19 protein-coding genes and 11 tRNA genes are annotated in these 20,937 nt (G+C 42.7%); 26 read left to right on the top strand and 4 right to left on the bottom strand.

Translation table 11 applies throughout. From position 1 onward, the window contains the following. Positions 1-52: 52 nt before the first annotated feature. Together QNM18_RS23460 and QNM18_RS23455 are read left to right on the top strand one after the other, a co-directional pair. Positions 53-2,146, top strand: coding sequence for a hypothetical protein (locus QNM18_RS23460; RefSeq protein ID WP_284138596.1), 2,094 nt, complete (start codon positions 53-55; stop codon positions 2,144-2,146). A 110-nt stretch (positions 2,147-2,256) separates the two neighbouring features. Then, positions 2,257-3,054 (top strand): M48 family metallopeptidase, encoded by a 798-nt coding sequence (locus QNM18_RS23455; protein WP_211008927.1) that lies wholly within the window; start codon positions 2,257-2,259, stop codon positions 3,052-3,054. A 44-nt stretch (positions 3,055-3,098) separates the two neighbouring features. Here the strand turns inward: QNM18_RS23455 and QNM18_RS23450 are convergent, their stop codons facing one another. Then, entirely contained in the window at positions 3,099-3,635 is a 537-nt protein-coding gene (locus QNM18_RS23450) for a M48 metallopeptidase family protein (RefSeq protein ID WP_284138595.1), read from the bottom strand. A gap of 46 nt (positions 3,636-3,681) precedes the next feature. Between QNM18_RS23450 and QNM18_RS23445 the strand changes: the two genes are divergently transcribed. Beyond that, positions 3,682-4,098 carry a GFA family protein gene (locus QNM18_RS23445; RefSeq protein ID WP_284138594.1) on the top strand — a complete coding sequence of 139 codons (417 nt, stop codon included), beginning with the start codon at positions 3,682-3,684 and terminating at the stop codon, positions 4,096-4,098. A 41-nt stretch (positions 4,099-4,139) separates the two neighbouring features. Here the strand turns inward: QNM18_RS23445 and QNM18_RS23440 are convergent, their stop codons facing one another. After that, a complete protein-coding gene (locus QNM18_RS23440; protein WP_211008930.1) occupies positions 4,140-4,340 on the bottom strand; it encodes a hypothetical protein in 201 nt (66 codons plus the stop codon). Between the two features lie 68 nt (positions 4,341-4,408). Next, positions 4,409-5,257 carry a DUF72 domain-containing protein gene (locus tag QNM18_RS23435; RefSeq protein ID WP_211008931.1) on the bottom strand — a complete coding sequence of 283 codons (849 nt, stop codon included), beginning with the start codon at positions 5,255-5,257 and terminating at the stop codon, positions 4,409-4,411. Positions 5,258-5,452: 195 nt separating this feature from the next. Between QNM18_RS23435 and aspS the strand changes: the two genes are divergently transcribed. The 23 genes from aspS (at position 5,453) to QNM18_RS23320 (ending at position 20,343) form a co-directional block, all read left to right on the top strand. Next, positions 5,453-7,234 (top strand): aspartate--tRNA ligase, encoded by a 1,782-nt coding sequence (gene aspS, locus QNM18_RS23430; RefSeq protein ID WP_284138593.1) that lies wholly within the window; start codon positions 5,453-5,455, stop codon positions 7,232-7,234. A gap of 110 nt (positions 7,235-7,344) precedes the next feature. After that, positions 7,345-7,866, top strand: coding sequence for a crossover junction endodeoxyribonuclease RuvC (ruvC, locus tag QNM18_RS23425; RefSeq protein WP_211008933.1), 522 nt, complete (start codon positions 7,345-7,347; stop codon positions 7,864-7,866). 2 nt (positions 7,867-7,868) lie between these two features. Further along, positions 7,869-8,486, top strand: a complete 618-nt coding sequence (gene ruvA, locus QNM18_RS23420; protein ID WP_211008934.1) for a Holliday junction branch migration protein RuvA — start codon at positions 7,869-7,871, stop codon at positions 8,484-8,486. Positions 8,487-8,488: 2 nt separating this feature from the next. Further along, a complete protein-coding gene (gene ruvB / locus QNM18_RS23415) occupies positions 8,489-9,490 on the top strand; it encodes a Holliday junction branch migration DNA helicase RuvB (RefSeq protein WP_284138592.1) in 1,002 nt (333 codons plus the stop codon). Positions 9,491-10,296: 806 nt separating this feature from the next. Continuing rightward, entirely contained in the window at positions 10,297-11,001 is a 705-nt protein-coding gene (gene tolQ / locus QNM18_RS23410; RefSeq protein WP_023402204.1) for a protein TolQ, read from the top strand. Continuing rightward, positions 10,988-11,416, top strand: coding sequence for a protein TolR (tolR, locus tag QNM18_RS23405; protein WP_023402203.1), 429 nt, complete (start codon positions 10,988-10,990; stop codon positions 11,414-11,416). The genes tolQ and tolR overlap by 14 nt, the downstream gene beginning before the upstream one ends. Beyond that, positions 11,416-12,357 carry a cell envelope integrity protein TolA gene (gene tolA / locus QNM18_RS23400; protein WP_023402202.1) on the top strand — a complete coding sequence of 314 codons (942 nt, stop codon included), beginning with the start codon at positions 11,416-11,418 and terminating at the stop codon, positions 12,355-12,357. Before tolR ends, tolA begins: the two co-directional genes overlap by 1 nt. 54 nt (positions 12,358-12,411) lie before the next feature. Next, positions 12,412-13,725 carry a Tol-Pal system beta propeller repeat protein TolB gene (gene tolB, locus QNM18_RS23395; RefSeq protein WP_247687241.1) on the top strand — a complete coding sequence of 438 codons (1,314 nt, stop codon included), beginning with the start codon at positions 12,412-12,414 and terminating at the stop codon, positions 13,723-13,725. 41 nt (positions 13,726-13,766) lie between these two features. Continuing rightward, positions 13,767-14,300 (top strand): peptidoglycan-associated lipoprotein Pal, encoded by a 534-nt coding sequence (gene pal, locus QNM18_RS23390; RefSeq protein ID WP_023402200.1) that lies wholly within the window; start codon positions 13,767-13,769, stop codon positions 14,298-14,300. A 17-nt stretch (positions 14,301-14,317) separates the two neighbouring features. Then, positions 14,318-15,073: a tol-pal system protein YbgF gene (gene ybgF, locus QNM18_RS23385; RefSeq protein ID WP_023402199.1), complete on the top strand. Its 756-nt coding sequence runs from the start codon at positions 14,318-14,320 to the stop codon at positions 15,071-15,073. Between the two features lie 151 nt (positions 15,074-15,224). Next, a tRNA-Lys gene (locus QNM18_RS23380) sits at positions 15,225-15,300 on the top strand. Between the two features lie 24 nt (positions 15,301-15,324). Beyond that, positions 15,325-15,400 (top strand) — tRNA-Lys (locus tag QNM18_RS23375). A gap of 21 nt (positions 15,401-15,421) precedes the next feature. Continuing rightward, positions 15,422-15,497 (top strand) — tRNA-Lys (locus QNM18_RS23370). Between the two features lie 27 nt (positions 15,498-15,524). Next, positions 15,525-15,600, top strand: a tRNA-Lys gene (locus QNM18_RS23365). Between the two features lie 23 nt (positions 15,601-15,623). Further along, positions 15,624-15,699: transfer RNA gene (locus tag QNM18_RS23360), tRNA-Lys, on the top strand. 25 nt (positions 15,700-15,724) lie between these two features. Beyond that, a tRNA-Lys gene (locus QNM18_RS23355) sits at positions 15,725-15,800 on the top strand. 23 nt (positions 15,801-15,823) lie between these two features. Continuing rightward, positions 15,824-15,899: transfer RNA gene (locus QNM18_RS23350), tRNA-Lys, on the top strand. A gap of 25 nt (positions 15,900-15,924) precedes the next feature. Next, a tRNA-Lys gene (locus QNM18_RS23345) sits at positions 15,925-16,000 on the top strand. Positions 16,001-16,023: 23 nt separating this feature from the next. Then, positions 16,024-16,099 (top strand) — tRNA-Lys (locus QNM18_RS23340). Positions 16,100-16,124: 25 nt separating this feature from the next. After that, positions 16,125-16,200, top strand: a tRNA-Lys gene (locus QNM18_RS23335). Positions 16,201-16,322: 122 nt separating this feature from the next. Then, positions 16,323-17,366, top strand: a complete 1,044-nt coding sequence (gene nadA / locus QNM18_RS23330; protein WP_211008937.1) for a quinolinate synthase NadA — start codon at positions 16,323-16,325, stop codon at positions 17,364-17,366. Positions 17,367-17,463: 97 nt separating this feature from the next. Beyond that, positions 17,464-17,554: transfer RNA gene (locus QNM18_RS23325), tRNA-Ser, on the top strand. Positions 17,555-17,760: 206 nt separating this feature from the next. Next, positions 17,761-20,343 carry a serine/threonine-protein kinase gene (locus QNM18_RS23320; RefSeq protein WP_284138591.1) on the top strand — a complete coding sequence of 861 codons (2,583 nt, stop codon included), beginning with the start codon at positions 17,761-17,763 and terminating at the stop codon, positions 20,341-20,343. Here QNM18_RS23320 and QNM18_RS23315 read toward each other — a convergent pair. After that, positions 20,296-20,856: a hypothetical protein gene (locus tag QNM18_RS23315; protein ID WP_284138590.1), complete on the bottom strand. Its 561-nt coding sequence runs from the start codon at positions 20,854-20,856 to the stop codon at positions 20,296-20,298. The two genes, QNM18_RS23320 and QNM18_RS23315, sit on opposite strands and share 48 nt — an antisense overlap. Positions 20,857-20,937: the final 81 nt, after the last annotated feature.

Here is a 20,937-nt window from a genome sequence, read left to right as displayed (position 1 = left end):
GCCCTTTTGTATAGTTACTCGAGCAAATACGCGCTCAAGGATGTGTCGTAAAATGAAAAAGTTAACTTTTATAGCATGCACTCTTTTAGCAATGGTAGGTTATTTTTTTTTACAAGAAGCGCCTTCCGATAAACAAGATCCATTCATTGGGCTTGTATCAAACAATCAGCAGCAAGAAGAAGCATTAAGGCTCAGCCAACGGCACTTTGCATCTCAAAAGCTCAAAGAGCTAACCATCGCGAATGCGCAGTGCAAAAAATCTCAAAAAGACTTTGGCAGTCAAGTACAAAGTGTTCACGATATCCTCATTCGCGCTTTAGAGCATGAGCTCAGAAACGGCAAAACGATGCAAGAACTGCTGCGTTACTCGGGCCAATACAACGGGTTCTATAGCAGTTATAAGGATTTACTGCGCGAGGCTGTGTTTAATATTGAAAAGGATAAGTACCAATACACTAGCGCTATTGATATTTTGTACGAATGGGATGGTCTATCTGTCATTGAAGGTTTTTCTACTATCAAATCACCCTTAATTGTCGAAGCTTTGAAATTATTTGAAGAGCATGCAGAGGGCATGAAATTACCATTCCAACTAGCCAGTGAAGTAGACAACTCGGTACTTTACGCCCTTGTTGAAAACGAACGTCATTTTAATACCTATTTAGAGTCACCGCTAAGCGTCGGGGGGAGTACTGTCGTTTCACCCTCTATTTTGTTTTCGCTCGCTGCTGGTAACTTAAACATTGACGAATTTAAGCAAGTGATTGCATCAAAATCTTTTACTGTGAATGACGTTGCTGTGGCTGTGACAAACAATATGCCATATGAACATATTGAAGCAATGCTGTCACAGACAGTATCTATAGGCACTATGCCATTGGCAGTGCAAAGCCATGATGACTTTTATGGCAATTTTTATGGCAATTTGGCTGATGTGGCAGCGTCGGTGCACAATGTGAAGCTGCTCAAGCTATTAGCAAGTTATAATGTTGAACCTTCAAACGAGCCCGGTGTAATTAGTGGGCTGGACATCGCAATAGCGAATTTGCCAAACCAGCCAGAGGACTACGCCGATTTGGCAAGCTTTGACAGTAAATACGTTGATACCATCAACTACTTGGTGCAAAAAGGCTTTAAAGCACATGGTGCTCATATTCAGTTTGAAGAGTTGGACTACTTTTTCTTTTCAGCGACTTATGGTGCTAGATTGAGCAGTCATGATGTATTGTCTCCGGAGCTTAAACAGGCGCTACGTGGGGTCAGTTTAGTTGAAGAACATGAGTATATACAGGGCGATAGAGAAAAGGATGACTCACTTATATCAAAGGCCATTGAGGCGATGGAGATCAGCAAAAAAGTTGTGCAGGACCAATCTAAGCAGTGCGCTGAAATCCGACAGGAATTGTTAACAGCAGAGGGGTTTTCAGACTCAAGGGAAATATATGATTTATTTGATAGGCTCGAAAAAGAGCAAGAAAATATCGCTGCCAGATTACATGACATAGATCCGGTTTTGGTAGACATTTGGTGGGACAAACGATTTGATTCAAGTATGGACCAAAGTAGTGATTTTATAGCAATGCTGCGTGACCAAGCATTCCAGCAGGCGTTTGAATACAGCACATCTAAAACGTTGAGTGAATATGAAACCAATGCACTATTATATGTACTGGTGCACAGTAACGTGGATGCACTTTCTATTTGGCGGGCACGAGTTGAACAGATCGCACCAACCAATTTAATGGTGTTTAAACACTTGTCTATCAATCATTGGCAATGGCTACGTAGTGAGCGGTTTGACTTTACTATCAAAGATAAGTTTGAAAAGGGGCTATTTGTCCCCGCCGCATTGAATTCTTCTGACGCGATCAAGCTTTTACTTGAGCTAGGTATGTCACCAAATTTTGATATGTTAGGTTTAGATGTGTTGGACGTATTGCTCGATGAAAGTTACAACAAAGGCAAACTACATGACAGTTTGGCCGATATAATCCCGTTTGTAAAAAAAATAGAGCGCAGCCATTTTGCGAGAGTTGCGAGACTCAAGCAATTCTTCCCTAAAGAATATGAAAAACTGCTCAAGCTAAATCATCATTTTTCGGTTGCCGAAGGTACATTGATCAATAAGTTTAAATCTCAGTTGTAAGCAGGTAGACAACAAAGGGTTGTAAGTCGAGTTGTTGTTTCTAGTCAAATTCATATGTTGTAGTTTATTATTGAATTTAAATTGCGAGCCAATAAAACGTAGGAAGTATTATGAAACGAGTAGTCGCTTGTATCTTGGCAGCTGCGCTGCTGAGTGGGTGTAAAACGTCACCAACGGGGAGAACGCAAATAATGATGTTCCCCGAGCATAAAATGAACGAATTGGGTGCGGCGAGCTTTGATCAGATTAAAACAGAGCAGCCTGTCGAAGCTAATACAAGAACCAATCAATATGTTAGATGTATTGCAGATGCACTAATCGCTCAACTGCCAAATAAATATGCTCAGCAAAATTGGGAAGTTGTGGTATTTAAAGATGACAGCGCTAATGCATTTGCTTTACCGGGTGGGAAAATAGGCGTACATACAGGGTTGTTAAAAGTCGCTAAAAATCAGCATCAATTGGCGGCAGTGATGGGCCATGAAGTAGGACATGTAATTGCACAACACGGCAATGAGCGCATGACGCAAAGCAGCTTTTTGCAAGCAGGTTTACAGGTGAGCAATGCGGTATTAGAAATGAATGATGTACAGTACCGCAACGCCATTATGCAAGGACTTGGGGTTGGTGCGCAAGTTGGCGTGGCACTGCCATTTGGCCGTGCGCACGAAAGTGAAGCCGATATTATTGGCCTTGAACTCATGGCAAAGGCAGGGTTTAAACCCCAGGGGTCAGTTGAGCTTTGGCAAAATATGGAAAAACTGGGCGGGGATAGGCCTATGGAATTTTTATCGACTCACCCATCTCCTGACAACAGAATAGAAAAGTTAAATGGTAAAATGGCTGAAGCCAACAGTTTGTTTAGAGCGGCTCAGCAAAAAGGGTTAAAGCCACAGTGTAAGGTGTAATCGATATTGGCAAAGGCGAAGCAGTGCTTTGCCTTTGCCACAAATTAGATCTGTGTATAAAAGTTCATTCCCAACTCATCCAATACCACAAATAGCCGCAGATCTAATTCTAACTGATGGTAATCTGGCTCCATATTACAGCACAAGTTGTAAAATGCTTTGTCGTGATCAGCATGTTTAAAATGGGCTAACTCATGCACGATTAAGGCGCGTAATATTGCTTCTGGCGCATATTTTAGCTGGTTGTTTAATGCGATATCGTAGCGCGTTTTTAGCTTTTGACCATGGCGGTGCTGCTTATGAGTATGAGTACCGAGCGTGCCTTTCATCATATCTGTATGTTTGTTAAAGCTGACGTTATTTAATCGTGGTGTATTTTTCAAATAACGCTGTTTTAAGGCCGTACAATATTGATACAGGGCCTGTTGATTTTGCAATTGATGGCCCGATGGATATTTACTTTTGAAATAAGGCTGTAATTTCTCATCTGTTATCAGTGTTTTCACCTGAGCTTGCAAACTGTCGGGGTAGTGTTGGAAATACTTTAATTGTTGCATATTTTGCGCTTGGAACATGGCCATTTTAAACGTATTCTATCGCGTGATTATAACGCAAGGAAAAGAGTAAATGTATAAGGCGAGTTGTTTATGCAATGCGGTTCAGCTAGAGATCAATGGACCCATTGAAAGTATTATTCACTGTCATTGTTCCCTGTGCAGAAAGTCGAGTGGCACGGCCTATGCGACCAATGGTTTTATTGCGACATCTTCATTGAAAATAGTAACGGGTAAGGAGTTGATCCAATCCTATGCCTTCAAGCCCGGTAGGCTGAGACATTTTTGCAGTCGCTGTGCTTCTCCATTGTTTAGTTCAAACGCAGATTTACCTGAAAAGTTGCGCCTCAGGCTTGGGGTATTAGATTCGGATATTGAAGAGCGACCCGGATCACATAACTTTGTGTCGTCAAAAGCCAATTGGGACGAAATAAATGCCCAGATCCCGCACTATGACGAATTTGAACCAGCTCGAATGAAAGCAAAGTAATTTGGTTTTTGAAAAGGTGAGTGCAATGCACTCACTCAACATTAGTAGTCAGTTTCCATCGTGCAGCAGTCTGAAGCACGAGAATTACCACCACTTGGGCCTAAGGCCACTTGGCAGCAGTCTGATGCACGTGAATTGCCCCCAGTCTGACCGCCAGCAACTTCGTTAGTTTGGGCTTTTGGTAGACGTACTTTATCGAAAGATAGAGTTTTCACTTGTTTTTTCTGTAGTTTGAGTATCATGGTTAGTCCTTCTTTATTTTTATAAAATCCAATTTCACCATGCCAGCCTAAACGTGCCCTGTCAAATTTCAGAGCAATGATTGCTGTTTGGGTTGTTGCTCTGCAGGAAAAGGTCGCAGCACTTTGTGTTCAATACCTAAATCTTGGATAAACTGCCTTGCAAGCAGCGGCGCGTCGTAATTATCCGCAGTATGGAAAAAAACGATGGGTTCTTTCCCTTCTGCTATCCACGTATCAATCTTTTTGAGCCAAGGCTGATAAAAAGGTCGATTATGCTCAAGCACAGAGCAGCCAACAAAGCGCAACATAGGGCGATTGCCCGTAGCAATCACGTTGACAGGTACTCGCGGCTTTTTACGCTGTGCGTCTTCAATGGCTGGTGTACTCGGCGCTTCACTAAATAGCGGACGTGTATCCATCATGATGCGGTTAATGCCGTTACTCATCAAAAATTGATTTAAGCGCCTTTCATTATCATCTTTTCGAAAAAACGCTAAATTGCGAACTTCTACGCCAAGGCATAATTCACGCGGTAGTTGCGCAATGAAGCTTTGTATTCTCGACAGGTGTTCCGGCCCACAGCTTGCTGGCAGTTGCAGCATGACCATACCTATTTTATCAAACAGCGGCGCGAATAAGTTCAACCATGTATCTAGCTCTTTTTGACAATTTTGCAGCGCCAACTCGTGAGAGATGAGTTTTGGTAGTTTAAAAGTAAATTTAAAGTCATCAGGTACGGTGTTTTTCCACTGCATTACGGTCTCTGGCTTTGGGTTTGCGTAAAAGCTGGTATTGCCTTCGACACTATTGAACATAGTTGCGTATTCGCTGAGCATATTTGCATTGCTGCAATGTTGACTAAAGAAACGTCCTTTCCAGTGCGATGAGCTCCATTGTGGGCAACCTAAATACAACATAGTTATCTTCGTTTGTGCTTTTTTTTGAGTTTATCAAATTGAGAGTACCTAAAAAAATCAACTTTGCGAAGATTCCTTGCTTTATAAGGATGACAAAGCCCCCCAGTTTTATATAATTGGCGATTATTTTTGTTAATTACGATAGCGATAGGCTGGAAAGCACTTTTCATACAGGCCTAAGCAAATAGGAACTATATGCGCTCTATATACTGCGGAAATTTAAATAAAGACCACGTAGGTCAAGAAGTCGAATTATGTGGTTGGATCAACAAGCGCCGTGACTTAGGTGGATTAATTTTCGTCGACTTAAGAGATCGCGAAGGTTTGGTGCAGGTTGTTTTTGACCCAGAAGTTGAAGGCTTGATGGATGTTGCGAATACGCTGCGCCAAGAGTTTTGTGTAAAAGTGACAGGTAGTGTTCGTGCAAGACCTGACAGTCAAGTTAATAAAGATATGGCGACAGGTGAAGTTGAAATCCTGGGCACAGGCCTTGAAATCATTAACCGTTCTGAACCTTTACCGCTAGACTTCAATCAGCAAAATTCAGAAGAGCGACGTCTAAAGTACCGTTACTTAGATCTACGTCGTTTAGAAATGAGCGATCGAATTAAACTACGAGCGAAAGCATCGAGCTTTGTTCGTCGTTTCCTAGATACCAATGATTTCTTGGACATTGAAACGCCTGTTTTAACCAAAGCAACACCAGAAGGCGCGCGTGATTACTTGGTACCGAGCCGTGTACACAAGGGCAGCTTTTACGCATTACCTCAATCTCCACAGCTGTTTAAACAGTTGTTGATGATGTCTGGTTTTGACCGTTATTACCAAATCGTGAAATGTTTCCGTGATGAAGACTTGCGAGCGGATAGACAGCCAGAATTCACACAGATAGATTTAGAAACGTCATTTATGACCTCTGATCAAGTACGTGAAGTAACTGAGCGCATGATCCGTGAAATGTGGCAAGAGCTACTGAATGTGGACCTTGGTGAATTCCCTACGATGCCATATGCAGAAGCAATGCGTCGTTTTGGTTCAGACAAGCCTGACTTACGTAACCCATTAGAGCTTATCGACGTTGCTGATATCGTTAAAGATGTCGAGTTTAAAGTGTTAGCTGGTCCTGCGAACGACGAAAAAGGTCGCGTAGCTGTATTAACAGTACCGGGCGGTGCAGAGCTATCTCGTAAGCAAATCGACGAGTATACAAAATTTGTCGGTATTTACGGCGCGAAAGGCCTTGCTTGGATGAAGGTAAACGACCGTGAAGCAGGTATGGAAGGTGTACAATCACCAATCGCTAAATTCTTAAACGAAGACGTGATCAGCGCTTTGCTAGAGCGCACCAATGCACAAACTGGCGATATCATCCTATTTGGCGCGGATAAGCGTAACGTTGTAAATGAAGCAATGGGTGCATTGCGTTTGAAAGTAGGTTTGGACAGAGAGATCACTGATCTTAACAAGTGGGCACCGCTTTGGGTTGTTGACTTCCCGATGTTCGAAGAAGATGACGAAGGTAACTTGCATGCTGTACACCATCCATTTACGGCGCCAAAAGATATCAGTGCACAAGAGCTAGAAGCAAACCCAGCTGCAGCGATTTCAGATGCGTACGATATGGTACTTAATGGCTATGAAGTCGGTGGCGGTTCAGTTCGTATCCACAACAATGAAATGCAGCAAGCGGCATTTAGAATTTTAGGTATTGAAGAGCAAGAACAACAAGACAAGTTTGGTTTCTTACTCGATGCATTGAAGTATGGTACACCGCCACACGCTGGTTTGGCATTTGGCCTTGACCGTCTTGTGATGTTGCTATGTGGTACAGATAACATTCGTGATGTGATTGCATTCCCTAAAACAACTCAGGCATCTTGTTTGATGACTAATGCGCCAAGTGTTGCAAACCCAGATGCATTAACTGAGCTTGCGATTGCAGTGCAAGCACAACAAGCACAAAGTGAAGAGCAGTAAGCACTGACCTTCTTTGAAAAGGCGGCTTTAATAGCCGCCTTTTTTGTTTAACACTGGAAATCCATACAGTATTTTGGCATGATGTTGAAAAAAGCAAAGAGGGCAGTGCCTTGGCAGTTATTTTGGGCATAGACCCTGGTTCGAGGTTTACAGGTTACGGCGTGATTGAGCATCAAGGTGCAAAATTTAAGTACCTTGGTAGTGGCTGTATAAAAGTTGGAGAGCATGATTTTCCAACACGGTTAAAAATGATCTTTCAAGGTATAAGCCAATTGATAGAGCAATTTTCACCGGACAGCTTTGCGATAGAGCAAGTATTTATGGCGCATAACCCCGACTCTGCATTAAAGCTTGGTCAAGCGCGAGGTGCAGCCATTGTAGCTGCGACGATGCAAGATGTCGTTGTCCATGAATATTCTGCGAGACAAATCAAGCAAGCAGTGGTTGGTACTGGTGGTGCAAACAAAACTCAGGTTCAAGAAATGGTTAAACGCATTTTAAAGTTACCCGGTACGCCACAAGCAGATGCCGCAGATGCTTTAGCGATTGCAATTTGTCATGCCCACTCTGAACAAAACTTAATTCGTTTGGCAGGTAATGCTAAGAAAACAGTTCGTGGAAGGTTAAGATAATTATGATAGGTAAATTAAGTGGTACTTTATTAGAGAAGCAACCGCCAGAAATTTTGATCGATGTAAATGGTGTGGGCTATGAAGTACAAATGCCAATGACTTGCTTCTACGAGCTGCCAGGTACAGGCCAACCAGCTGCAATTTTCACTCATTTTGTTGTTCGAGAAGACGCACAGCTGCTTTTCGGCTTCAATCATAAAACTGAACGCGCGCTATTTAGAGAGCTGATAAAAGCCAATGGAGTGGGGCCTAAATTAGCTTTGGCGATTTTGTCAGGGATGTCGGCTGAGCAATTTGTGCATTGTGTTAATCAAGGTGATGCGTCTACACTGGTTAAGATCCCGGGAGTGGGGAAAAAAACCGCAGAGCGCCTAGTCTTAGAAATGAAAGACAAGTTGAAAGACTTTGGTCATGACTTGTTCACGCCATTCAGTGACAATGCCGTAATTCCACCTCAGGACAACCCGACTGTGGGTAACTTACCTGCGGATGATGCAATTGCTGCGCTGGTGGCTTTAGGCTACAAAGCCGCGCAAGCACAAAAAGCAGTTAAAGCAGTGAAAGGCGAAGGTTTAGATACAGAAACCATTATTAAAGAAGCCCTTAGATCTATGATGTAATTATGATAGAAGCAGACAGACTAATAGAACCTGAAGTTCAAGGTAATGAAGAGCAAATTGATAGGGCTATTCGCCCCAAGCTACTGAGCGACTACACTGGACAGCCTCATGTTAAGCAGCAAATGGAAATCTTTATTGAAGCGGCACGATCGCGAGATGAAGCGTTAGACCATTTGTTGATATTTGGACCTCCTGGGCTTGGCAAAACGACCCTTGCCAATATTGTTGCCAATGAATTGGGTGTAAACATAAAGACAACTTCAGGGCCCGTGCTTGAAAAAGCAGGGGATCTGGCAGCGATGCTGACAAACCTTGAAGAAGGCGATGTTTTGTTTATCGATGAGATACATCGCCTAAGCCCGCAAGTTGAAGAAATTCTGTATCCGGCAATGGAAGATTATCAGCTAGATATCATGATAGGAGAAGGGCCTGCTGCGCGTTCAATTAAGTTGGACCTACCGCCTTTTACCTTGGTGGGAGCAACAACTCGTGCTGGTTCTTTGACGTCACCGCTGCGAGACCGCTTTGGTATCGTGCAAAGGCTTGAGTTTTACTCGGTCGATGATTTATCACAAATTGTTAGCCGCTCAGCACACTTTTTAAATCTAGAAACAACAGAAGAAGGTGCGCGTGAAGTTGCTAAAAGGGCACGCGGTACGCCGAGGATCGCCAACCGTTTATTGCGACGAGTGCGTGACTTTGCTGATGTCAAAGGTGATGGCAGTGTGGACAAGCGCATTGCAAACCAGGCACTCGATATGGTGGATGTCGACAAATGTGGTTTCGACTATATGGACAGGAAGTACTTACTGGCAATTATTGAGAAGTTTACAGGTGGCCCTGTTGGTCTTGATAATCTAGCCGCAGCAATAGGGGAAGAAAAAGAAACCATTGAAGATGTTATAGAGCCATACCTTATCCAGCAAGGGTTTATTCAGCGTACGCCAAGAGGACGTATTGTTTCAGACCGAGCTTATCTACACTTTGACCTTTCCAAAGATTAACTCTTATCAAGCCATAGTTTTTACTGTGGCTTTTTTCTTTGCGCGCGTTATTTCCTAGCAACCCCAAATTTTAGGCAAAAAAAAGCCCGCACATGTGTGCGGGCGAAAACAACAAGTTGAAGGAAGTAATCCAGGGAACTGATGAGTCTGTTAAGGTTTTATCCAAAAGTTTCTCATCAAAAGCAACAGAGTAAATCAGAACTCTATCACTCGGTAACTGGCTTTGCATTGCGTTAAGCAGTGCGCTCAGTACAGGGTGTATATTAGAGATATTCTGGTTCGTTATCAAACTAGAAAAATTGCAACTTTCGAATAAAAAAAACTAATGTGAAATGATCTTATCAGTTCTTACATTGTCGAAAGGTTGCTATATTACCATTTGTAAATATATGAAATATAAGGTTTTGTACTATTTATGCGCAAAATGTAAATATTAGATAATCTGTTGTTAATTGGTATTACCAATGTGTTTTTGAGCATTTATTCGCGCAAAGTGAATAAATCCTTGTATTTATGCAGGGCGAGTAAATATTTACGCTCCTTGTCAAGGCGAAGAATAAAAATGTTAATAAAACAGCAAAAGCAACAAACCAAATGGATTTAAGTGAAAAATATCCTTATTTAAGAGCCTAAGTGTCGTCGGATGAGCCATTGTGTTATTTATCGACATTTAAGCTAATTTTATAGCTTTGACGTTGTAAGGCATTATTTGTGTGGTTAAACTACCTGAACCTTTTGTCGTGCTTGAAGTCTATCTGTTGAAAGGCGCCATGCCGGGTACACAATATTATTAGGAGTGTTAAAACGTGGAATCGGGTTTAAATTTCATCGATCTAATTTTAGAAGCCAGTGTGTTGGTTCAACTTGTTATGTTGACGCTAGTCGGCATGTCCATCGCCTCATGGGCGATTATATTCCAGCGCCGTTCTGTGATTGCTGAAGCACAAAGTGATGCCCGTAAGTTTGAGCAACAATTTTGGTCTGGTATGGACTTAGGTAAGTTATATAATGAAATCACTGCACGTTCAGGCAGCTCGAAAGGGTTGGAAGCTTTATTTGTTGCTGGGTTTAAAGAGTTTGCAAGACATAAGAAGAATAACACAGGCTCAGCAAATATGATTCTAGATGGCACACATCGTTCGATGCGCGTGGCGTTATCGCGAGAAGTAGAAAAGCTAGAGTCGAGTTTGTCTTTTCTTGCTACAGTTGGATCTATCAGCCCGTACATAGGTTTATTTGGTACTGTATGGGGTATCATGAACGCGTTCATCGCTTTAGGTAATGTTAAACAGGCAACTCTGCAGATGGTTGCGCCGGGTATCGCAGAAGCACTGATCGCAACAGCAATGGGGCTGTTTGCTGCAATCCCTGCGGTGATGGCGTACAACCGTTTTGCAAAACATGTAGAAAAGTTGGAAGTAAACTATGCCAATTTTATGGAAGAGTTTGCCAATATTTTACATCGTCAAGCAGCCACTTTAGTGGAGAGCAAAACCAATGTATCAGCCTAAAAAAAGAAGACCGGTTGCAGAGATCAATGTAGTTCCCTACATTGATGTCATGTTGGTGTTGCTGATCATCTTTATGGCAACAGCGCCGCTTATCACCCATGGTGTGAAAGTGGATTTACCCCAAATGCAAGAGTCTGACTTGGTTGAAACCCAAGATGCGCCGCCAATTATCGCCACCATTGATGCTGAAGGGAAATATTACGTGTCTGTAGGCACAAACCCAGAAGCGCCAATGGATGCCGTAGAAGTCGCAGCGGTTATTAAGCTTAAATTACAACAAAACCCTGATACGCCTGTAATGATTAAAGGCTCGGGTCGTGTGTCGTATCAAGAAGTTTTACTGCTAATGGATTTTTTGAAAAATGCAGGGGTGCCATCTGTGGGGCTAATGACAAAATCATTCGAGGATAATTAATGGATGCGTTAACAAGCGGAATTATCAAGTCGTTTCTGCTTCACTTTGCGTTAGCCGGTATGTTGTTCGCGTCGGCTAACCTACAAATGTCAAAGCCCACGGTCATGCAAGTGCAATTAAACCCAGTTATGGAAGAGACGCCGGATGAGAAGGTGGTCTCTGCAATTTCTGTAGATCAACAGGCTGTAGAGCGTAAGGTTGCTGAACTGAAACGCAAAGAAGATGCACAAAAGCGTGCAGAAGAAAAACGCATTCGCGATTTGGAGCGTCGTGCTGTGCAAGCGCGAAAAGATCGAGAAGCTGAGGCCCGCAGGATTAAAAAGCTTGAACAACAACGTCAGGCTAAACTTGCTGAAAAGCGTAAAGCGGAAGCTCAAGCCAAAAAGGCTCGAGAAGTAGAGAAAAAGCAACGCGCGGATGCAGAGAAGGCGAGAAAAGAAAAATTACAGGCTGAACAAGCAGCTAAAGCGGCAGCAGAAAAGCGCAAGTCTGAAGAGGACCGTTTAAGAGAGGCTGAAGCTAAGCGTAAGCGTCAAGAAGAAGAGGCGAAGCGCAAAGCACAAGAAGCTGAACAAGCACGACAAAAAGCATTGCAAGAACAATTGTTACAAGAGCAGTTAGCTCAAGAGCAGGCAGCGCGTGCAAAAATCAGACAACAACAAGTGCTCGGTGAAGTAGACAAGTACAAAGCACTTATAATGCAACGTATTCAATCTAACTTACTTATTGATGAGAAAATGAAAGGAAAACAGTGTCGCTTGAACATTCGCTTAGGCTTTAATGGCCTCGTGACTCAAGCGAAATCATTAGGGGGAGATAAGTTAGTGTGCGAAGCGGCATTGAGGGCCGTACGCATGGCGGATACACTGCCTGTTTCAAAAGACAAAGATGTTTTTGAACAGCTTAAAAATATTAATTTAACGATTAAACCAAATCTTTAAAGGAAAACCATGTTAAAGCATTTTAAAAACATATTTCTGGTTTTTGCTTTTGGTATGACGACTTTGGCTCATGCGGCACTCGAGATCGTCATTACTGAAGGTGTAGACAGCGCAAGACCAATAGGGGTTGTGCCTTTTAAATATATCGGCAACGGTACCGTCCCTTCAGAGATAAGCACAGTCATCGCAGCTGATTTGATGCGCAGCGGAAAATTTAAGGCTGTTTCAGAAGAACAAATGCCACAATTGCCTACTACCGACGAAGATGTGGATTACGATGCATGGGTTAGTCTAGGTGTCGAAGCAATCGTCGTTGGTACAATCACTCAGCAACCGGCTAATCGCTATTTGGTTAAGTATGAGCTAATCGATGTCTTGCGTGCTCAGATCACCGGTGGTGAAACGCGTATGATGAGTAATGGCAAACTAATGAAAAGCCAAGACCATATTTTGGAAAGCCGCCAAAGCGTGATCGATAGTGATTCATTCCGTTACTATTCACACCAGATCAGTGATGTGGTTTACGAAGCTCTGACAGGTGAACGTGGTGCATTTAGAACAAAAATAGCGTATGTGATTGTTCGCGAAGAGCAAGATAAGCCATATCAGCTAGTTGTTGCCGACTACGATGGTTTTAATGAGCAAGTTTTACTGCGTTCGAAAGAACCATTAATGTCACCAGCTTGGTCTCCAGATGGCAATAAGTTGGCCTATGTGACTTTTGAAAATCGCCAATCTCAAGTTTATATTCAAGATATCTATACTGGTAAACGTGAAAAGTTAACCAGCTATCCTGGTATTAACGGAGCGCCACAGTTTTCACCTGATGGTTCACAAATGCTGGTCGTGTTATCAAAAGACAAAGGCGGCGCGACAGAAGTCTATGTAATTGACTTAGAAACACGCGTCGAAAAGCGCTTAACGAAGCATAGAAGTATAGATACCGAGCCAAGTTGGCACCCAAATGGCCGAGAAATTGTGTATACGTCTGAAAGGGGTGGTAATGCCCAGATTTATAAGTTAAATTTAGACTCTGGTAGATCTAGACGCGTTACATTCGATGGTGATATGAACTTAGCGGGTTCAATTACGCCGGATGGTAAGCAATTAGTAATGGTAAATCGCACGCTAGGTCAGTACCATATAGCAAAGAAAGAATTTGATTCAGGGCTGTTTCAGGTGTTAACTCGTACGAGACTCGATGAATCACCGAGTATTGCGCCGAACGGCTCTATGATTATTTACAGTACCCTGCATAATAATAAGCAGGTTTTGGCCCTGGTGTCGATGGACGGTCGCTTTAAAGCGAGACTGCCTGTGCTTGACGGGCAAGTGAAGGCACCGGCCTGGTCGCCATTTTTACAGTAATTTTTACTGGTTAGACTTATAAAGATATAGGAATATACTCGATGCAACTTAACAAAACTTTAAAGGCTTTATTGGTAGCGTTGCCTGTAATGACTTTAGCTGCATGTAGCTCATCATCTGGTGATGTTGAAGGTGGTGATAGCCAGCAAACTAATGCTGCTTCTAACAGCAACGACAAGGTTGATGTAAATACAATTGACCGTCCAAAAACTGCTGAAGAGAAATTACAAGAGAAGTACACTCAGTTGCGTCAAGAGCAGATCGTATACTTCGATTTTGACCGCTCTACAGTACGCAGCGAATATGTTGAGTTACTACAAGCACATGCAGACTTCCTAGTTAAAAACCCAAGCGTAAAAGTACTTGTTGAAGGCCACGCGGATGAGCGCGGTACACCTGAGTACAACATTGCACTTGGCGAGAGCCGTGGTAAGTCTGTTGCTAAATACCTTGAGAGCCTAGGTGTTTCTGATAGCCAAATCTCAGTAGTGAGCTATGGTGAAGAAAAGCCAATGGTTAAGTCGCGCACTGAAGAAGCTTTTGCTAAGAACCGTCGCGCGGTATTGGTATACTAATTTAGACAAGAGATGTTATGAAGCCGAAAACTATTTTGGCAGCCATCATCTTTCTTAGCGGGAGCTCCCAAGTCTGGGCAGCTCCCGCTACTGTTTATGATGCTGCAAATAATCAAAAGTCGCTTGAACAGCGCGTTGCTGAACTTGAAAAAATGATGACCAATCGGAATCGAGTGCAAGCAGATCTTCAATTACAGTTGCAGCAACTGCAAGACGAAGTAAGCCAAGTTCGCGGTTTTACCGACGAGCAAAGTTATAAACTTGAAAAGGTACTACAGCGTCAGCGCGAGCTTTATCAAGAAATTGAAAATCGTGTTAGCCAAGTTTATGAGCAAACTAAGTCGGATATAGCAGCTACTGCCATTCCAACAGTGGGTGAGCAAGCAGTAAGCTCCAACCTGTCTGAAAATGAAGCCTATGACCGCGCTGTTGCTCTAATTATGAAAGATAAGCGCTATGATGCGGCCATTCCAGAGTTTCAGAGCTTTTTGCAACAATTCCCTGAATCTGTGTATATTCCAAATGCACATTATTGGCTCGGGCAGCTACAATCAATTAAGAGTAAGCCTGCGGAAGCAATTAAGCACTTTACTATTGTGGTTGAACAGTTTCCTGATTCAAACAAACGTCCTGATGCGATGCTAAAGCTGGGTACTCTGGCTGCGAATGCAGGTGATAAGGCCAAAGCGACGCAATTATTCAATGCGTTGATAAAAGAATACCCAAGTACGACTGCTGCAAAATTAGCAACAGAGAGATTATCTAAGCTGTAATCAGCTGCTTTATGTACACAGTGGTGTAAAAATAGGCGCTTAGACATAAAATTTAAAAAAAACAGCGTAATTCAGTTGCACTAGAATTTTAAATAAGTATTATAAGCGCCCGCAGCAGGCGATACGGTATCGACTTCTTGCTGCAATGAGTGGGTCATTAGCTCAGTTGGTAGAGCAGTGGACTTTTAATCCATTGGTCGATGGTTCGAGTCCATCATGACCCACCACTTTTGCTTAAATTTGATATGAGCGGGTCATTAGCTCAGTTGGTAGAGCAGTGGACTTTTAATCCATTGGTCGATGGTTCGAGTCCATCATGACCCACCATTAAGCTTAAAATTCCCGAGCGGGTCATTAGCTCAGTTGGTAGAGCAGTGGACTTTTAATCCATTGGTCGATGGTTCGAGTCCATCATGACCCACCATTTTAAGTTGTCTTCATATCCTCGAGCGGGTCATTAGCTCAGTTGGTAGAGCAGTGGACTTTTAATCCATTGGTCGATGGTTCGAGTCCATCATGACCCACCATTAAGCACATCAATATCCAGAGCGGGTCATTAGCTCAGTTGGTAGAGCAGTGGACTTTTAATCCATTGGTCGATGGTTCGAGTCCATCATGACCCACCATTAGCTTAAATCTGGATATCCGAGCGGGTCATTAGCTCAGTTGGTAGAGCAGTGGACTTTTAATCCATTGGTCGATGGTTCGAGTCCATCATGACCCACCATTAAGCTTAAAAATTTCCCGAGCGGGTCATTAGCTCAGTTGGTAGAGCAGTGGACTTTTAATCCATTGGTCGATGGTTCGAGTCCATCATGACCCACCATTTAAGCTTATAAAAATTCTTGAGCGGGTCATTAGCTCAGTTGGTAGAGCAGTGGACTTTTAATCCATTGGTCGATGGTTCGAGTCCATCATGACCCACCATTCAAGATTAAAACTTCCCGAGCGGGTCATTAGCTCAGTTGGTAGAGCAGTGGACTTTTAATCCATTGGTCGATGGTTCGAGTCCATCATGACCCACCATTCAAGTTTAAAAATTTCCTCGAGCGGGTCATTAGCTCAGTTGGTAGAGCAGTGGACTTTTAATCCATTGGTCGATGGTTCGAGTCCATCATGACCCACCATTTCCTTTACCTCTCTTTTATTCTTAAATATTCTTTCCTAATCTTGTCATTTACTAGGATTATCTCCGTATTTTTCGTATAATTCGCGCCAATTATGCAATGTGGACTATGTGGTCGAGAGAATGAGTCTAGCAGAACAAATCATGCCTGAGGATTATATATTTCCTCCAAAGCCAGCACCGTTGAACGATGAAGAAAAGCAGCAGTATAAAGCGCGGATCAAGTCATTGTTAAAAGAGAAAAATGCGGTCTTGGTTGCCCATTATTACACAGATCCAGAGATCCAAGCGTTAGCGGAAGAAACTGGTGGTTGTGTCGCAGATTCACTGGAAATGGCGCGTTTTGGTGCCAAGCAAGAAGATGCGGAAATCATTATTGTGGCAGGTGTTCGTTTCATGGGCGAAACGGCAAAAATTTTAACACCTGAAAAAACCGTCGTGATGCCAACGTTGGCTGCAACTTGTTCCTTGGATGTGGGTTGCCCAATAGATGCGTTTTCTAAATTCTGTGACGAACACCCAGAAAGAAAAGTCGTGGTTTATGCAAACACGTCGACAGCGGTTAAAGCGCGAGCAGATTGGATTGTGACGTCTTCTTGTGCTCTAGAGATAGTCGAGCACTTAGACTCTGAAGGGGAAACCATTATTTGGGGTCCTGACAAGCACCTAGGTTCTTATATTCAAAAGAAAACAGGTGCAGACATGATCATGTGGAATGGTGCATGTATCGTTCACGATGAGTTCAAGACAAAAGCGCTTAAAGATATGAAAGCGCTTCACCCTGATGCGGCAGTGCTGGTACACCCAGAATCTCCAGCTGAAATCGTTGATCTTGCTGATGCTGTTGGTTCGACAAGTCAATTGATCAAAGCAGCACAAGAGATGGACAATCAAAAATTCATCGTGGCAACAGATCGCGGTATTTTTTACAAGATGCAGCAGCTTTGCCCTGAAAAAGAATTTTTTGAGGCTCCAACAGCTGGTGAAGGTGCAACTTGCCGTAGTTGTGCACACTGTCCATGGATGGCCATGAATGGCTTACAAGCCATTGAAGAAGCGCTAATTAATCCAGAAGGGAAAGAAGTCTTCGTCGATATGGATTTACGTGAAGGCGCACTGCGTTCACTCAACCGTATGTTAGATTTCTCTGCAAGTTTAAAAGGCTAATGGAGATTGTCTGTAATCTAGCCAATTAAGCGAGATTACAAAAAAAGTACTTGCTAAAAGGCGGGGGTTTTCATAGTATTAGCCCCGCATTCAGTGCGGAGAGATGGCTGAGTGGCTTAAGGCGCACGACTGGAACTCGTGTATACGTTTATAGCGTATCGAGGGTTCGACTCCCTCTCTCTCCGCCATTCCTTCTTTATATTTCTTAAATTCCAATAGTTCCTATAGTCAATTTATATATCTTTGCTCTTCATTAAGATTTCCATTTAGAATTTTACATTACGTTCAGGCTAAAAAATCTACCATTTGGCGACAATCATTTATTATTAAAATTATAGTTAGGATAGAATGTCAGCTGTTCGCATTAGTTCTAGGCCCAAGGTAGGTAGAGTGTATGCAAAATGAGGACTGTTTTTCAGATACGTATTTAGCGCCGATAAAGCACATTGCCTCTGGTGGAATGGGTGATGTTTTTCTCGCTAATGATACACGTCTCAGCAGACAAGTCGCGGTAAAGCGAGTTACGCTGACTGACAGCCACGATGCTCACACGATACGGGAACAGGCGTTGTATGAAGCGCGTCTAATGGCAAAAGCGAATCACCCAAATATTGTTCAGTTGTATGACATTGTTGAAGTCGATTCTCAGCTTCTTCTTGTGCTGGAATATGTGCCCGGGCAAACTTTAGCAAAATATGTGAAGCAAAAATTTCTTACTTTAACTGAGAAATTAGCAATTTTGGAAAAAGTAGCCCATGGGTTGCAATACATTCATCAATTGTCACTGATCCACTGCGATGTAAAAGCCAGCAATATTCTTATCTCTGAGACAGGAGAGGTCAAACTCTCTGATTTTGGCATCGCCAACTCACTTCAAAGTAAAGTAGTAGGGCTGCCTCAGTCGACGAGTTTTGGCAGTATCTATGCAATGTCGCCAGAACAACTGGAAGGCAGAACACTTAGCTATGCGACAGATATATTCTCTTTTGGAGTACTGAGCTTTGAATTGCTGTTTGGCTGTCATCCATTTGGCAGTGCCAAGGGAGAGGAACTTGCTAGCCGGATCAAACGGGGTGCATTGATTGAGCCAGAGGGTTTGACTCCTTCAATACCAACGGAACTAACCACTCTATTGCGTCAGATGCTCGATAAGTCGGCGGACAAACGTCCATCGACTAAAGAAATTATCAATGTATTAGGTAGAGCACTTTCTTTGCTAGAAGCGGGCGAGTCAGACGATACGGCTTCTTTGCCTTACACAAGTGAAACTAGCAGACAATTTGGTTCGGCAGGTCAGGTAAAACGCTTCGCTATTGGATTTATATTGGCCCTGTTTTTTGTTGTTGGTGGGTATTTCAGTTGGTTGTTTTTAAAGCCAGACTCTCGGATTCAGTACACCTTAGTACTTGAGCCACAAATCACTGTCGAAGGTAAAAGAGGCAAAGAAAATACAGGTCTACTGTTGGCGACGATTGATAGTGCAGTTCGGCAAGTGGTTCTAAATTCTGTTAACGCAGAATTAGTAAACCATAAGACTTACGGTGACATATCAGATGTTGAAAGCTTGGTTAAGGCGTCTGGGGCGACCGCGATTCTTCTACCTGTAGTTCGATGTGAAATAACACAGTGCAATGTACGTTTATCTTTATTGAAAGGGGGCAGCCAACTAGTACAAGGGGAATTAAATACAAGTATTAAAAGAGATGATTATTTAGCGATCAGCTCAACTTACTCGGCATTTGCTGGAAAGTTACTTGGACAACCAAATTTTAAAGCGCGAGAAAAGTTGATCAAAATGGAGCAAACGTTTTTCAATCAGTATTTACATGTTTACCATGATGTAAATTTTAATGGCAATTTCTCTTTGCTAAATTTGCAGCGAACACGCGCATTAATTGAGGCAGACCCAAATTATTTCCCTTTGTACAGCCTTATGATGAACTTATATATTGAGCGGTATCATGTTGATAGGCAAGAGGTATATCTTGAAGACTTGGGTAAGTTGCTTCAAGCCGCCCCAAGCAGTTATAAGTTAACCAAGTCTTATATTGTTGATATGACTGTATTTGCAATAGAGAGCAAGCAAGATGCGCTGGTACAAGCACAGTTGGAGCAGCTGTATCAATTTGGTGAAACAGCACTCAGTTACAGGCTTCGAGGGTATTATCTATATAGTTTGCACGATTTGGAGGGGGCAATAGAGATGTATACAAAATCAATTACATTGCAATCTAGTGTGCAGTCTAAATATAGCTTGGCTCTAGCTTATTTTTATAATGGCCAACTCGACCAAGCCAAAGCTCAACTCGAAGAAGTGGAACGTGTATTTCCAAATTATACAGACGCTCAAAAGCTCAGTGCAGACCTCTATATGTTAGAAGGCAGTTGGGCGTTGGCGATTGAAAGATATGAAGCCACAATTGCAAAGACAGGCAGTTCTGCTGACTATAGTAATTTGGCTTTAGCATACCTATTTTCAAATCAATATCAAAAAGCTCTACTTGCTGCGGAGCGTGCTAATACGTTCAGCCCGGAAAATATGGGAATTCGGCTCAACTACGCAGACTTGCTGTACTTAAACAATGAAGTTGAAAGAGCTGAAAAAGAGTACCTGCGGATTGCAACCAATGATATTTCTGATGCCACGCATAGTGAACTTTTAGTTACAGGGCAGGCGCTCGCACACTTAGGCCGTTATGAGGAGTCGTTACAACGTTTATACCAAGCTGTTAAATTGACGACGGATAAACTGAACTATGCATATGAAGCTGCATTGATCTATACACTGGCTGGTGAGTTAAAGTCAGCCATTATCCATTATAAAGCTGCCATTGATGGGGGGTACGCACTCTACTGGTTTGACTTACCTTGGTTTAAACCTTTATGTGAGTACCCAGAGTTTAAGAAGCAAAAGCTTTCAATTTGCCAATCAATGGGTTCTTGGACGGCGAATGATGAGCGTCGGGTCAATCACTAACTCGGGCGCTTGTTCCTTATCTTGGCTTGGGTTGGTCGCAGTGGGTGGTGTTCTGTCACTTAACGTAACACCAAAGTCTAGCTGAGCTATTTCGTCTTGTCCTTTCGGTAACTCTTCGCTGTCCCTAGATGCTGCAAGCTTAATAACAATTTGGTTTTTAGGGAGTTGGGGGTTACTAGTTAATATACTGACATCTAAGATTTTTAGACCAGAACTTTTCAAGTTAACGCCTTTGATCTGATATTTATTGGCGGTGGTTGGAGCTAGTGTGTAGTAGAAGCTAACTATGCGTTCCTCTTCATATTGAAGGTCGCTTAATTCCACATAAAAGGGAGTTGTTGCGTAGTTAATGACCATTTCTTGTTTCTGCTTGGGCTCAGGGTCATATCTAACAAAGACCTGATCAGGTTGCTGTGGTGTTTGGTCGTATGACGCCTCAAATTCAAATGTTGAACCTTGATGGGAGCTTTCATTGATTTGCGCGAGCTTTTCATCGGTCAGAATATCGTTCATTTTGATCTCCTTGGTACTGTTTTGATGTCAAAATATAGTTCGGTGTTAACTCATCCTTTTTGCTTCATTCAGCATAGAAGA

It is taken from the genome of Pseudoalteromonas obscura, from assembly GCF_030135505.1.
GTDB classification, from domain to species: Bacteria; Pseudomonadota; Gammaproteobacteria; order Enterobacterales; family Alteromonadaceae; genus Pseudoalteromonas; species Pseudoalteromonas obscura.
The sequence above is the reverse complement of the archived record's forward strand: the minus strand, read 5'-3'. Positions and strand labels throughout refer to the sequence as shown.